Source organism: Pelagibius sp. (assembly GCF_965227505.1).
GTDB lineage: Bacteria > Pseudomonadota > Alphaproteobacteria > Kiloniellales > Kiloniellaceae > Pelagibius.
In genome coordinates this window covers 3079282-3093205 of sequence record NZ_OZ245757.1, presented here as the reverse complement: position 1 = coordinate 3093205, position 13924 = coordinate 3079282, and the positions used below count along the sequence as shown (strand labels likewise).

General features: G+C 65.6%; 10 protein-coding genes. 4 read left to right on the top strand and 6 right to left on the bottom strand.

The window, feature by feature from the left end:
• Positions 1-24: 24 nt before the first annotated feature.
• The 3 genes from ACO06P_RS14755 to irrA form a co-directional block, all read right to left on the bottom strand.
• On the bottom strand, positions 25-1371 hold the full coding sequence (locus ACO06P_RS14755; protein ID WP_420345994.1) for a heterodisulfide reductase-related iron-sulfur binding cluster: 1347 nt from the start codon (positions 1369-1371) through the stop codon (positions 25-27).
• A 242-nt stretch (positions 1372-1613) separates the two neighbouring features.
• Complete coding sequence (locus ACO06P_RS14750; protein ID WP_420345993.1) at positions 1614-2030, bottom strand: rubrerythrin family protein; 417 nt, start codon at positions 2028-2030, stop codon at positions 1614-1616.
• Positions 2031-2190: 160 nt separating this feature from the next.
• Positions 2191-2631: an iron response transcriptional regulator IrrA gene (gene irrA / locus ACO06P_RS14745; protein ID WP_420345992.1), complete on the bottom strand. Its 441-nt coding sequence runs from the start codon at positions 2629-2631 to the stop codon at positions 2191-2193.
• 527 nt (positions 2632-3158) lie between these two features.
• Here irrA and fabA point away from each other — a divergent pair.
• The 3 genes from fabA (at position 3159) to ACO06P_RS14730 (ending at position 5835) form a co-directional block, all read left to right on the top strand.
• Positions 3159-3680: a 3-hydroxyacyl-[acyl-carrier-protein] dehydratase FabA gene (gene fabA / locus ACO06P_RS14740; protein WP_420349645.1), complete on the top strand. Its 522-nt coding sequence runs from the start codon at positions 3159-3161 to the stop codon at positions 3678-3680.
• A 124-nt stretch (positions 3681-3804) separates the two neighbouring features.
• Positions 3805-5025, top strand: coding sequence for a beta-ketoacyl-ACP synthase I (gene fabB, locus ACO06P_RS14735; RefSeq protein ID WP_420345991.1), 1221 nt, complete (start codon positions 3805-3807; stop codon positions 5023-5025).
• A gap of 15 nt (positions 5026-5040) precedes the next feature.
• Positions 5041-5835 carry an enoyl-ACP reductase FabI gene (locus tag ACO06P_RS14730; RefSeq protein ID WP_420345990.1) on the top strand — a complete coding sequence of 265 codons (795 nt, stop codon included), beginning with the start codon at positions 5041-5043 and terminating at the stop codon, positions 5833-5835.
• A 68-nt stretch (positions 5836-5903) separates the two neighbouring features.
• On the opposite strand, the gene ACO06P_RS14725 is transcribed toward ACO06P_RS14730, so the two are convergent.
• Positions 5904-7172, bottom strand: coding sequence for a hypothetical protein (locus tag ACO06P_RS14725; RefSeq protein ID WP_420345989.1), 1269 nt, complete (start codon positions 7170-7172; stop codon positions 5904-5906).
• Between the two features lie 226 nt (positions 7173-7398).
• Here ACO06P_RS14725 and ACO06P_RS14720 point away from each other — a divergent pair, with 226 nt between their 5' ends.
• Positions 7399-10827 (top strand): AAA family ATPase, encoded by a 3429-nt coding sequence (locus ACO06P_RS14720; protein ID WP_420345988.1) that lies wholly within the window; start codon positions 7399-7401, stop codon positions 10825-10827.
• Between the two features lie 6 nt (positions 10828-10833).
• On the opposite strand, the gene ACO06P_RS14715 is transcribed toward ACO06P_RS14720, so the two are convergent.
• Positions 10834-11634, bottom strand: coding sequence for a glycerophosphodiester phosphodiesterase family protein (locus ACO06P_RS14715; protein ID WP_420345987.1), 801 nt, complete (start codon positions 11632-11634; stop codon positions 10834-10836).
• A gap of 49 nt (positions 11635-11683) precedes the next feature.
• A complete protein-coding gene (pnp, locus tag ACO06P_RS14710) occupies positions 11684-13792 on the bottom strand; it encodes a polyribonucleotide nucleotidyltransferase (RefSeq protein ID WP_420345986.1) in 2109 nt (702 codons plus the stop codon).
• Between the last annotated feature and the right edge of the window lie 132 nt (positions 13793-13924).

Sequence of the window (13924 nt, the reverse complement as noted above, 5' to 3'; positions counted from 1 at the left end):
GCTCAGGCCCTGGGCGGGCGGCGCTCAGGCGCCGAAGCCGTAGGCCTTGGCCAAGAGTTCGATGGGGTGGTAGCTGCGGTCGAATTCGGGCTTGTCGTCCATTTTCAGACGCTCAATGCCCTGCAGGATGTGCTGTCCGGCCAGCGGGCATTCGGAGGCGACGTAGGTCTTGCCCGCCTGGGCGGTCTGGCGCGCGGCGGTGCGGCCGACCTTGATGGCGGTGTCGAAGTTCTCCTTCATCACGCCCCAGGAGCCGCCGTGGCCCGAGCAGCGCTCCACCACCTTGACGTCGGAGTCCGGCACCAGGCGCAGCATCTCCGCCGCCTTGGCGCCGACGTTCTGGGCGCGGGCATGGCAGGCCATGTGCAGGGCGACGCCCCCTTCCAGCGGCGCCAGACCCTCGGCCAGGCCTTCCTTCTTGGCGATGTCGACGACGTATTCCGTGATGTCGAAGGTCGCTTCCGAGAGGCGCTTGACCCCCTCGTCGTCGGGCAGGATCAGCGGCCATTCGAACTTCAGCATCAGCGCGCAGGAGGGTGTCAGCGCGACGATGTCATAGCCCTCGTCGATCCAGCGGCCAAACTCCGCTGAGACGCGCTTTGCGGCTTCGGCGACCTTCTCGATATTGCCCTGTTCCAACTGCGGCATGCCGCAGCACGACGGGTAGACCACCTCGGTCTCGACGCCGTTCCTGGCCAGCACGGCGCGTGCCGCCTCGCCGATGCGCGGGTTGTTGTAGTTGACGAAGCAGGTGGCGTAGAACGCCACCTTGCGGCCCTTGGCGGGCGCTTCGGCGTTGACCTCCGGCGGCGCCTCCATGGCACGCAGGGCAAAGGTTTTGCCGTGGAATTCCGGAAGCGCGGCCTCGCGGTGGATGCCGGCGGTCTTTTCCAGCACCGGGCGGGTCATCTTGTTGGTAGTGGAACTGGCCCAGTTGCAGAGCGGCGCCGCTAGGCCGGCCAGCTTGCCGTTGCGGTCGGTCCGCGTCAGCTGGTCGAGATTGTCGTCGATCTTGCCGCTTTTGCGCTCGGCGGCACGGTAGCGCAGCATGAGGTGCGGAAAGTCGATGTTGAATTCGTGGGGCGGCACATAGGGGCAGCTCACCATGAAGCACATGTCGCAGAGCGTGCAGGCATCGACCACTGGCTTGTAATCCGCCTTGTCGACACTGTCGAGTTCGCCGGTTTCCGAGTCGTCGATGAGATCGAAGAGCCGGGGAAAGGAATCGCAGAGATTGAAGCAGCGCCGACAGCCGTGACAGACGTCGAAGACCCGCTCCATCTCCGCGTTCAACTTGTCCCAGTCATAGAAGTCCGGGTCGTTCCAATCGATAGGATGGCGCACCGGCGCGTTCAGGCCACCTTCACTCATTCTTCGTCCCCGCCTTCGTCCCTGCCTTTAGATCCCCTCTCCGCACGCCGCCCACCAAGGGCCCTGCGCACGAAGCCACGACAACGACAGCGACCGCGGACGCCGCTCTTTCTGAGCGGCGCTGCGGTCCTGCCCGGTTTCAGGTGCTATCCGGTCCTGATGATACCGAAGATAGAGCCGGAGGATCAGGCTCCAAGGGCTGCGGCCCTCGGACCGAAACTCCGGCGCTCAGGCGCGAGGGCCTAAGCCATGGTCTCCAGAGCTTTCTGGAACCGCCCGGCGTGGCTCTTCTCGGCCTTGGCCAGAGTCTCGAACCAGTCGGCGATCTCGTCGAAGCCCTCTTCGCGCGCCGTGCGCGCCATACCCGGATACATGTCGGTGTACTCGTGGGTTTCGCCGGCGATGGCGGACTTCAGATTGGCCGTGGTATCGCCGATCGGCTCGCCGGTCGCGGGGTCGCCGACCTCCTCCAGGTACTGCAGGTGGCCATGGGCGTGGCCGGTCTCGCCTTCGGCGGTGGACCGGAAGACCGCCGCAACGTCGTTGTAGCCCTCGATGTCGGCCTTCTGCGCGAAATAAAGGTAGCGGCGATTGGCCTGGCTTTCGCCGGCAAACGCGTCTTTGAGGTTCTCTTCCGTCTTCGAGCCCTTAAGCGACATTGATCTCACTCTCCTTATAAGCCTGCGGGCTTGTCCGCTCGCCGCCCCGCATGGCCGGCAAACCGCCCGTCGTGCGCTTTACATAGCTCGCGCACCGCAGGCTGTCAACGGATTGGAATGTTTCTAATTTGGTATTTAAGGCTCAGACAAAAAAGCGGCTTTACTGTACCGGTTCTTCGTCCTCCGAAAGACGGATGATGACATCGACGCGCGCCACGCGGGTGCCCGCCGGCGGCGTGGGCAGGCTGTCCATCTGCACCTGCTCGCCGGGGATGTCCTGCAGTTGTCCACGGCCTTGGTGGTAGAAGTGATGATGGTCGGAGACGTTGGTGTCGAAATAGGAGCGGCCGGGCTCGACCACCACCTCGCGCAGCAAGCCCGCTTCGGTGAACTGGTGCAGGCTGTTGTAGACCGTGGCCAGGGAGACCCTGACCGAGTCCGCCACCGCTTCGGCATGGAGTTGCTCGGCGGTGATATGGCGGTCGCACCCTTCAGATGGTTCGAAGAGCAGCTTGGCCAGCGCAAGGCGCTGGCGCGTCGGGCGCAGCCCGGCGGTCTTGAGGCGCTGAACCAGAGCGCTGTATGGACGGTCTTTGCTCATCACACTTCCAGATATAGGTCACCACCGCCAAAATTAAAGCGTTCAAAACAGGCGATTGTCAATTTCTTTGGAACCCCTATAAACTTAGGGCCATCCTCCCGCCATTAAACCGCCCTTAACCATGAAGTGACAGGCTTTATCTGCTGTCCGGGAGACCTCCGGGGAGATGTCCCGATGGCGTCCGGAGATCTCCCGCAGGATGCCTGCGGGCACGGGGCCCAGGCATGAGGGCGGGGCGATGTGAAGCTGTTTGACAGCGCCGGCCCTGTGCTATAGTCGGCCCCAGCGTTGTCTGCGCCGGCAAGGGGTCACGTGGCAACGCTTTTTGTCGTGGCATGCAAATGCCAATCGGCCTATGTAGAAACGGTCTTCGGACGCCGGGGCCGCGGCGTCAGGCTCCTGAGGAGCGCAAACCCCGGCTCGGGTTGCCGGCGGAGGCGCGGGGCGCAGGACCGCAGAGGCGTGGCGCATCGCCTCGAGTGTTGGCGGTGCGTCAAGAACTGAAGGTGCTGGACTGGGTGGATCGCTTGAACAAGAGACAGAACAGTTTTCGTTACGAAGAGCTGCTGCGATGCGCGCACGGCAAGCTCTTCGGTCCTGGCAATGCGCAGCTGCCCCTTCCGCCGATGCTGATGTTTCACCGGATCACCGAGATCTCGGAAGAGGGCGGTGAGCACGGCAAAGGACATATCGTCGCCGAGTTCGACATCGATCCGAAGCTCTGGTTCTTCGAGTGCCATTTCGAAGGCGACCCCGTCATGCCCGGGTGCCTCGGACTTGATTCCCTCTGGCAGCTGGTCGGCTTTTTCCTCGGCTGGCTCGGCGCCCCCGGGCGCGGCCGGGCCTTGGGCGTGGGCGAGGTGAAGTTCACCGACATGGTGGTACCGACGGCAAAGCTGGTCAGCTACCATCTGGACCTGAAGCGGGTGCGCATGGGCAAGCTGGTCCTGGGGATTGCCGACGGCATCATGAAAGTCGACGGCAAGCCGATTTACGAGGCCAAGGACCTCAAGGTCGGCCTGTTCCAGCGCGAACCGCAAACCGCCTAGGGCAAGTCCGCTAGACGTCGCGGGCTGATAGGCTTCGGATTTTGAGAAAACCGGCAGTCACCCCCAAGGCAGAGTGCCGAAGCGGCCTGCGAGGGGCCTTTCGGCCAGACAACGGATGAGAGAAATGCGCCGAGTCGCTGTCACAGGATTAGGCATCGTCTCCAGTATCGGCAACAACAAGGCCGAAGTCGTCGACTCGCTCCGCCAGGGACGTTCGGGCGTCGAGTTCTGCGACACCTATGCCGAGATGGGATTCAGGAGCCATGTGCACGGTTCCCTGAACATCGACATCGCCGACCATGTCGACCGCAAGCTGCGCCGTTTCATGGGCGACGGCGCGGCCTACAACTACATCGCCATGCAGGAAGCCATCGCCGATGCCGGTTTGGGCGAGGCCGAGGTGTCCAACGAGCGCACCGGCCTGGTCATGGGCTCGGGCGGTCCTTCGACCTCGAACCAGGTCGAGGCGGCGGACCTGGCGCGGGAGAAGGGCCCCAAGCGGGTCGGGCCCTACATGGTGCCGCGCTGCATGTCTTCGACCAACTCGGCGAACCTCTCGACGGCCTTCAAGATCAAGGGCCTCAGCTATTCCATTTCCTCGGCCTGCTCGACCTCGGCACACTGCATCGGCAACGCCTCTGAGCTGATCCAGCTCGGCAAGCAGGACATCGTCTTCGCCGGCGGCGGCGAGGAACTGCATTGGACGCTGACCGTCCTCTTCGATGCCATGGGCGCGCTTTCCAGCGGCTTCAATGACGAGCCGGCCCGCGCCTCGCGCGCCTACGACCGCGACCGCGACGGCTTCGTGATTTCCGGCGGCGGCGGCGTGGTGGTGCTGGAGGACCTGGAGCGCGCGAAGGCCCGCGGCGCCAAGATCTACGGCGAGGTCGCCGCCTACGCCGCCACCTCGGACGGCGCCGACATGGTTGCCCCTTCGGGCGAGGGGGCGCTGCGCTGCATGCGCCTGGCCATGCAGAGCCTCGGCAACACGCCGGTGGACTACATCAATGCGCACGGCACCTCCACCCAGGCCGGCGACATACCGGAACTTACCGCGATCCGGGATGCTTTCGGTGCCGACATGCCGCGGATCTCTTCGACAAAGTCACTGACCGGTCATTCGCAGGGGGCCACCGGTGTCCACGAGGCGATCTATTCGCTGCTGATGATGGACAACAACTTCCTGGCTGCTTCGGCCAACATCGACAACCTCGACCCGGAAGCTGAGGGCATGCCCATCGTCCGCGCGATGGAAGACGGCGTGTCGCTGAACTGCGTGATGTCCAACAGCTTCGGTTTTGGCGGAACCAACGCGAGCCTCGCGTTCAAGCGTTTAGAAGGATAGGGTCGGGGGAAATCGATGGCGGGGCTGATGGCCGGCAAGCGCGGCCTGATCATGGGGGTGGCCAACGACCACTCGATCGCTTGGGGTATCGCCAAGGCGCTGCATGCGCAGGGCGCCGAACTGGCTTTCACCTTTCAGGGCAACGCCTTTGAGCGCCGCGTGCGGCCGCTGGCGGAATCGCTCGGCTCCGACATCGTACTGCCCTGCGATGTCGAGGAAGAAAGCGACATCGCCGCGACCTTCGACAGCCTGAAGGAACGCTGGAGCCAGGTGGACGTGGTGATCCACGCCATCGCCTATTCCGACAAGGAAGAGTTGAAAGGCCGCTACCTCAACACCAGCCGGGCCAACTTCCGCCGCACGCTGGCGATCTCCTGCTACTCCTTTACCGCCGTGGCGCGCCAAGCTGCCGCCATTATGGGACCCGGCGGCAGCCTGATCACCCTGACCTATCTGGGCGCCGAGCGGGTGACGCCGAACTACAACGTCATGGGGGTCGCCAAGGCGGCGCTGGAGGCCAGCGTGCGCTATCTGGCGGTCGATCTGGGCGAGCAGGGAATCCGCGTCAACGCCATCTCCGCCGGGCCGATGCGCACCCTTGCCGGCTCGGCCATCGGCGATGCGCGCTTCGTTTTCGGCTGGAACCGCGACCATGCGCCGCTGAAGCGCAACGTGCTTCTGGAAGAGGTCGGTTCGGCCGGTCTCTACTTCGCCTCCGACCTGTCGCAGGGCGTGACCGGCGAGGTGCACTACGTCGACGGCGGCTACAACATCGTCGGCATTCCCTCGCCCGGCCGCATGGGCAGCTGAGGCACGGGTACAGACACGCGGGCGCAGACACACGGGCGCAGACAACACGGCTCCAGCCAGCCGACGCGTCAACCCGACTCCGGATAACGGCGCAGCAAAGAAGACTCGCGCCACTGCAGCGCCAGAAAGGCGGCCAGACCGATCGGCCGGTGGCCGCGGTCACGGTTGCAGGCGCCGATCTCATAGAGCAGGCGGAACTGATCGAAGAGCACCCGGTAGGTCTCCGTCAGGCTCTGGTCCGGATCCCAGATGTGCAGCGCCTCGGCGCTGGCGCCGTTCACTTCGAGAATCTGAAAACCCTCGCCGCGCCTCAGCGCCTCCACCGATTCGAAGCGGACGTCGAAGCGGCCGAAGTGGAACGCCGGCATCCGCCGGCTGATCGCGTCAATGCGCGCCGTCAGGGCCGGCGTCACATAGTCCTGGCCGTCATAGTAGAAAGCCCCGGCCCTGACACTGCCGAGGAGGGAGAGCCGCACCATCTCCCCCGCGCCCGGCACCTTTGCGAGCTGCGGTCGCACGGCCTTGCGGTGCCGGCGCGCCATGCGCCGCGTGCGCGGGTCGGTATCGATCAGTTCGCCCAGGGTGGACCTGCCATCGCCGATCACATGGGGAAAGCAGCGAAATCCCAGAGAGAAAATCCGGCCGCGCGGTTCGTCCGGCCGCCTTACGTAGAGGATACCGGCCTCGCCCTGCCAGTCGATGTAGCGCTGCAGGATGACCGCCGCGCCGGAGGGAAAGCGCTCCAGGTAGACGGCGAGGTCGCCGGGTGTGGCGACCAGCCGCACGCCATAACCCTGGGATCCGATATCCGGCTTCGCCACCAGGGGAAAGCAAAGCCCGGCGCGCCTCAAACGTCCATGAAGCCTGCACAGAGCCTGGCGCCGGCTCTCGCCGGGGCGCGGCACAAACCGAAGAGACGGTGCCACCCAGCCCCTCGACTCCGGAGCGATCTGCTCGAGATAGGACATCTTCGATTCACCGCGAAAGCCGCCGCATTCGATGTTGGGGTTGGCGACAGACGGCAGGGTGAAGCCGCGGTGACGCCAGGCCAGACGCAGGCAGTGCAGCAGGACGGGCAGGTAAAACAGCAGCGCGGGACAGCGCCCGGCCAGCGAGATCGTGGTGTGGATGCGCCGCGGCGGCATGCCGGCGAGCGCCACCTCGACGCCGCGCCGGCGTCGCAGCGCGGATCGGTTTTGCGGCAGCGCCGGCAACCGTATGCGCGCAATTGACACACGGTTGCGCGCAATGGTTCTAGTGCCGAACGAAAGCGCCAAGGCGGCACCGCCGAGCAGCCTGCGGCGAGCCCCGGCAACCGCCGCCAATGTCTGGTTCATCTTGCCCCCCTGGCCCCGGAAAAATCACCAAAAAGCAAATGTAAAACAATAACTTGAATACGATCCGCAGACCGACGGCGGCATCGCTAGAGCAAGATGACTACCACATAAGAGTCCCTGTAACGGCGAGCAAAAGGGTGACTAGACTTAAGCGCGGCAGGGACAAGAAGAAGGGCGCCAAGCCCTCAATGGCGGCCAGCCACCGTCAGGGAGACGACAGGGAGACATGACCACTCTTTACGACTGGCTGCAGAGTCTCGGTCTGGATCGCTATGCCGCCACCTTCGCAGAGCAGGATATCGACTTCGACATCCTCGCCGACCTCACCGAAGACAATTTGATCGAACTGGGTCTGTCGTTCGGCGAGCGCAAGAAGCTGCTGCGCGCCATCGCGCGGCTCTCGGGGGAAGATGGAGAAACGGCTTCGGCCTCCGGCGATGCTGTTTCACGCTCCGGCGCGGAACAGCGCCACCTGACGGTGATGTTCTGTGATCTCGTCGGATCGACGGAGCTGTCGATCCGCTACGACCCGGACGACCTGCGCACCATCGTGCGCGCCTATCAGGACGCCTGCGCCGGTGTCGTTGCGCGGATGGAAGGTTTCATCGCGCGCTACATGGGTGACGGCATTCTCGTCTATTTCGGCTTTCCGCGCGCCCATGAAGACGATGCGGAGCGGGCGATCCGGGCCGGCCTGGAAATCGTCAGGACGGTCGCAAGGCTGCGCCCGCAACCCGGTCTGCGCCTGCAGACCCGTGTCGGCATCGGCACCGGTTCGGTGGTGGTCGGCGATCTTGTCGGTGTCGGCCCGGCACAGGAGATCGCCGCGGTCGGCGAGACGCCCAACATAGCGGCCCGCCTGCAGGCCCTGGCGGAACCGGACAGCGTGGTGGTCGACAGCATGACCTGCGATCTCACGCGGGCCGCCTTCGAGCTTGAGAGCCTGGGACCGAAGACCCTGAAAGGAATCACCCTGCCCGTCTCGGCCTGGCAGGTGAGCGGCCCCCGCAACCTGGACCGGCAACGCGAGGCGCGGCGGACCGACGAACTGGTGCCCTTCGTCAACCGCACCGGCGAGCTGAACCTCCTGGCCGACCGCTGGCAGGCGGCCGGCAGCGGCCAGGGTCAGGTCGTCCTGCTGTCCGGAGAACCGGGCATCGGCAAGTCGCGCCTGGTCCGGGCCTTCATCGACAGCCTCGCCGACGAGACGCTGATCTCGCTCACCTATCACTGCACCGCTTTTCACCAGAACAAGGCGCTGCATCCCCTGATCGAGCGGATGCAGCGGCGCGCCGGTCTCTCGGAAGACGACGCGCCGATGGTGGCCCTGGCCAAGATGCACGAGCAGTTCAAGAACTCCGCGACCGATGCGGAGGAAGCGGTACGGCTCTTCGCACCTCTGTTGTCGGTAAAGCTGGCCGAGGAGAACGGGGCGAGCGCGGAGCAGCAGCTGGACATGGAACGCCTGCTCGAATTCATGCTCTCCGAAACCGAAGCGATGGCCGCGCACAGACCGCTGCTGATGGTCGTCGAAGACCTGCATTGGATCGATCCGACATCCCTGGAGTTTCTGCAGCGGCTGGCACAGCGGATGAGCGGTCTGCGGGTCCTGCTGATCCTGACCCTGCGGCCCGAAGCCGAGGCCCGGATGCGCCCGCTCTTTCCAGGCACGGGTCTGTCCCTCGACCGGCTGCAGAGACCGGCCTGCGAAACCATCATCCGGCATCTGGTGCACGACAAGGACTTTCCCCAGGATCTCGTCGATACCATCGCGGAGCGAACCGACGGAGTCGCCTTGTTCATCGAACAGCTCACCAAGGCGGTCCTGGAGTCCAACGCCGTCGTCGACCTCGGCGACCGTTACGAAGTTGCCCCGGAAACGCCTGCAACGAGCATTCCCACGACACTCCGCGGCTCCCTTCTGGCGCGGCTCGACAGATACCCGGCCGCGCGCGAGGTCGCCCAGATGGGAGCGGTCATCGGGCGCGATTTCTCCTTCAAGATGCTGGCCGCGATCTCCGCCCTGCCGGAGAGCGATCTGCAGCGCGCGCTGGACCGGCTGGTCGAGGCACAGCTGCTGTACCAGGCCGGTGTGCCGCCGCGGGCCATCTACCGTTTCAAGCACGCACTGGTGCAGGAAATGGCGTACAGCAGCCTGCTGAAAAAAAAGCGCAGGCGCGTTCACGCCGAAATCGCCGCCTTTCTGGAAGACCGCAGCCCGCACGTGGCAATCACCGAGCCGGAGCTTCTGGCCCATCACTATGCAGCGGCGAACCTGCCGCACCGGGCGGTCGCCTTTCGCCTGCGGGCGGCGGAGCGGGCGATCCTGCGTTCGGCCATGTCGGAGGCGGTGGCCGAGATCGATCTCGGCCTGGCCCTGTTGCCGGCGATCGCCGAGACCGCGGATCACCGGGCGCTGGAGTTGCGCCTGCGGGTTGCCCAGGCCACCGCCCTGCGCGCAACCATGGGAACCGGCGCAGGGGAAACCGGCGCCGCCTGGGCCCGGGCGCTGAGGCTGTGCGAAGACGAAGACGACAAGACCCTGCTGTTCCGCGTGCTCTACGGCAGCTTCCTCTTTCATCAGGGCAATGCAAACCTGCAGGAGGCCCGCAACTTCGGCGCATCGCTGCTGGAACTGGGGGCGGATCTGAACGACGACAACGCCCTTCTGCGCGGACACAGCGCCATCGGCCGAACCGCCTTCGGGCAGGGCGACTTCAGCGAAGCAAAGGACAACCTGGAAAAGGCCATCGCCCTGAACGATCCGGCCAGGTCGGGCAGCGGCAGCGAAATCGGGCGGCCCGAGTCCCCGGTGCTCGATCTCTGCTACCTCTCCTGGACGTCCTTTGCGCTGGGCTATCCCGAGACGGCGCTCGCCCAGGCCCGCAGCGCCCTGGAAATCGCCGAGGCCGACGACGAGGCCTACGCCCTGGTCGTGGCCAATGGCAATGCCTGCTACCTGCACCAGTTCTGCCGCGACGACGACAGCGTCAGGCGCTGCGCCGACCAGGTGGTCAGCCTGGCGAGCGAAATGGGCTATCCGCATTGGCGCTCCCTGGGGCGGATGTTCCAGGGCTGGCTGATGGCCCGCAGCGGCGAGACCGCCCGCGGCATCGAGGTCTTTCGCGAGGCCCTGGCGGCCCACCGGGCCACCGGCGAGGTTCTGGAGGTCTGCTACTTCCTGGGGCTGTTGGCGGAGCTCCTGGATAGCGACGGGGCGCCGCAGGCGGGGATCGCCCAGATCGACGAGGCGCTGGCTCTTGTCGGACAGACCGGGGAGCGCTGGTACGAGGCGGAACTGCACCGCGCCCGGGGCGTCCTGCTGCTCTCTGCAGCGCCGTCGGAGCCGGCGGCGGCGGCGGCAGAGTTCCGGCGCGCAGTGGATCTGGCCCGCTCCCAAAAAGCCCACCTCTGGGCACTGCGCGCCGCCGTCAGCCTGGCAGAGCTTCACCTGGATCAAGGCGACGCGGCAGCGGCGCGGGACGTCCTGGAGCCCAGCTATCGATGGTTCGAGACCGGCGCGGGACTCGAAGCCGGCGACGCCGCAGCGCCCGACGGAGCACAGCGGGCAGGCTATCGCCGGGACGAGATCAGCATCGAGCGCCGCAAGGCAGCGGAGATCCTGAAGGAACTCTCCGCAACCGCGCGATCGTGACCCGATCTAGTCCCGCAGGCCGGCGAGGAGACGGTCCGGGCGATCGGTGATCAAGCAGTCCACCCCCAGCTTCAACAGGCGGCGGGCCACGGCGAGCTGGTTCACCGTATAGCTGGCGACGGCATAGCCGGCCGCCTTCACCGCCTGCACCTTGGCCTTGCCGAGATGCCGCCAGTTCACATGCAGCGAGGCACAGTCATAGAGGGTCATCGCGGCCTCCCAGTCCTTTGGGAACTTGTGCGACAGCAGCCCGCGGGGCCAGTGCGGCGCCATCTCCCTGGCGACCGTCAGCGCCTCCCACTCGAAGGCGCTGATCAGCGGCGGCGGACGGTCGGCGGGCCAGAGCCGCAACAGCCGCTCCAGCGCCACTTCGGCGGTCTTCTCTGCCAGACCCGGTGTCGGCTTGATCTCCACGTTGGGCGTCAGGTCGAGCGCCAGCAGATGTTCGACCGTCTGCTCCAGGGTGGGGACACGGCAGTCGTCGCGGCCGTGAAAGCGCGCGGCGGCGGCGGTGCCACGCTTGCGGGCAAAGCCAGCGGTGGCGTCCAGGCCCTGGACCACGCTGAGCGGTGTTTCCGCCATGGCGCCGGGGGTACCGGTGGTGCGCTTCAGGGTCTTGTCGTGCATCAGCACGGGCTGGCCGTCGCCGGTCAGCATGACGTCGAATTCCACCCAGGTGAGGCCCGTGCCGGCCGCCGCCTCAATGGAAGCCAGGGTGTTTTCCGGTGCCAGGGCCAGGGCGCCGCGGTGGCCCATAACCCGTGGCAGGCGCAGCGGCGGCACAGAAAAGGCCGGCGAGGAGGCCATGAAAAGACGCCCTCCTTGCCGGCCCGTTTTCTGTCGTCGGGGGCGGGGCCTAGCTGGCCTCGGCCTCCAGGTCCTCGCCGGTTTCCTGGTTCACCCGCTTCATCGAGAGCTTCACCTTGCCGCGGTCCATGCCGATGCACTTCACCTTGACGGTGTCGCCCTCGTTGACCACGTCGCCGACGGTGGCGACGCGCTGCGGTGCCAACTCGCTGATGTGGACAAGACCGTCGCGGGGACCGAGGAAGTTCACGAAGGCGCCGAAGTCGACGACCTTCACGACCTTGCCGTCGTAAATCACGCCGACTTCCGGTTCGGCGACGATGGATTTGATCCAGTCGAGCGCCGCCTGGGCCTGATCCTGATCGACCGCGGCCACCTTCACCGTACCGTCGTCTTCGATATCGATCTTGGCGCCGGTTTCCTCGGTGATCTCGCGGATCACCTTGCCGCCTGTGCCGATGATGTCGCGGATCTTGTCCTTCGGCACGGTGATGACGGTGATGCGCGGGGCGTTCTCAGAGACCCCTTCGCGCGCCGTGGTCAGGGCCTTGTTCATCTCGCCCAGGATGTGCATGCGGCCGTCCTTCGCCTGGTTCAGGGCGACGGCCATGATCTCCTTGGTGATCGAGGTGATCTTGATGTCCATCTGCAGGGAGGTGATGCCCTGTTCGGTGCCGGCCACCTTGAAGTCCATGTCGCCGAGATGGTCCTCGTCGCCCAGGATGTCGGAGAGCACGGCGAAGTCGTCACCTTCCTTGATCAGGCCCATGGCGATGCCGGCCACCGGGCGTGCCAGGGGCACGCCGGCGTCCATCATCGACAGCGAGGAACCGCAGACCGTGGCCATGGAGGAAGAGCCGTTGGACTCGGTGATCTCGGAGACCACGCGAATGGTGTAGGGGAAATCCTCCTTGCTCGGCAGCAGCGGTCGCAATGCACGCCAGGCCAGCTTGCCGTGGCCGATTTCGCGGCGGCCCGGGGCCAGGCGGAAGCTGCACTCACCCACCGAGTAGGGCGGGAAGTTGTAGTGCAGCATGAAGTGTTCGCGGTAGCTGCCTTCCAGGGAATCGATGAGCTGCTCGTCCTGGCCGGTGCCCAGGGTGGTGGTGGCCAGGGCCTGGGTCTCGCCGCGGGTGAAGAGCGCCGAGCCGTGGGTCAGCGGCAGCACACCGACCTCGGCCAGGATCGGCCGGATGTCCGTGGTGGTGCGGCCGTCGATACGCTTGGTGCCTTTCAGGATGTTGCCGCGCACAACCTCGCTTTCCAGCGACTTGAAGAGGCCGGAGGCGAACTCCTTTTCCTCGTCGCTGAGAGACTCGAGGGCGGCTTCACGGACCGCCGCCAGTTTGGACTGGCGCTCCATCTTGTCGACCTCGGTATAGGCCTCGGCGAGCTTCTCCATGATGCCGCCGGCCAGCAGCTTGCCTTTGACTTCTTCGATCTCCGGGGCCGGCGGAGGCACTTCGCGCGGTTCCTTGGCGCAGCGCTCGGCCAGGGCAATGATCCCGTCGATCACCGGCTGCATCTGCTCATGGCCGAAAGTGACGGCGCCCAGCATGATCTCCTCGGAGAGTTCGTGCGCCTCGGACTCGACCATCAGCACGCCTTCGCGGGTGCCGGCCAGAACGAGGTCCAGCGCGGCGTCCTCCATCTCGTCCATCGACGGATTGAGCACGTATTCGCCGTCCTTGTAGCCGACCCTGGCACCGCCGATGGGGCCGAGGAACGGCAGACCCGAAATCGTCAGCGCCGCTGAGGCGCCGACCATGGCGACGATGTCGGGATCGTTCTCCAGGTCGTGGCTCAGGACCGTGCAGATCACCTGGGTCTCGTTCTTGTAGCCCTTGGCGAAGAGCGGCCGGATCGGCCGGTCGATGAGCCGGGAGACCAGGGTCTCCTTTTCAGAAGGGCGTCCTTCGCGCTTGAAAAAACCGCCGGGAATCTTGCCGGCGGCGAAGGTCTTTTCCTGGTAGTTCACGGTCAGCGGAAAGAAATCCATGCCCGGTCGCGGTGCGGCCTCGCCGACCGCGGTGCAGAGCACCACCGTCTCGCCATAGGTCGCCAGAACGGCGCCGTTGGCCTGGCGCGCGATCCTGCCGGTCTCCAGGGTCAGCTTGCGGCCGCCCCACTCGATTTCCTGCTTATGGATATCAAACATTCAAATCAGGTCCTTCCAACCTTACGCCGGTTGGTCATTTGCCAAAAAGCAAAGCGCCGGACCCGCGCAAGGGGCGCCCCGGGGACCTGTACTGCAGATCCCGGACGCCCCTTACGTCGGCCCGGCCCTCCT

Coding starts and splice junctions, on each gene's coding strand:
- ACO06P_RS14755 (WP_420345994.1), bottom strand. CDS start 1,371: ATGAGTGAAGGTGGCCTGAACGCGCCGGTGCGCCATCCTATCGATTGG.
- ACO06P_RS14750 (WP_420345993.1), bottom strand. CDS start 2,030: ATGTCGCTTAAGGGCTCGAAGACGGAAGAGAACCTCAAAGACGCGTTT.
- irrA (WP_420345992.1), bottom strand. CDS start 2,631: ATGAGCAAAGACCGTCCATACAGCGCTCTGGTTCAGCGCCTCAAGACC.
- fabB (WP_420345991.1), top strand. CDS start 3,805: ATGCGCCGAGTCGCTGTCACAGGATTAGGCATCGTCTCCAGTATCGGC.
- ACO06P_RS14730 (WP_420345990.1), top strand. CDS start 5,041: ATGGCGGGGCTGATGGCCGGCAAGCGCGGCCTGATCATGGGGGTGGCC.
- ACO06P_RS14725 (WP_420345989.1), bottom strand. CDS start 7,172: ATGAACCAGACATTGGCGGCGGTTGCCGGGGCTCGCCGCAGGCTGCTC.
- ACO06P_RS14720 (WP_420345988.1), top strand. CDS start 7,399: ATGACCACTCTTTACGACTGGCTGCAGAGTCTCGGTCTGGATCGCTAT.
- ACO06P_RS14715 (WP_420345987.1), bottom strand. CDS start 11,634: ATGGCCTCCTCGCCGGCCTTTTCTGTGCCGCCGCTGCGCCTGCCACGG.
- pnp (WP_420345986.1), bottom strand. CDS start 13,792: ATGTTTGATATCCATAAGCAGGAAATCGAGTGGGGCGGCCGCAAGCTG.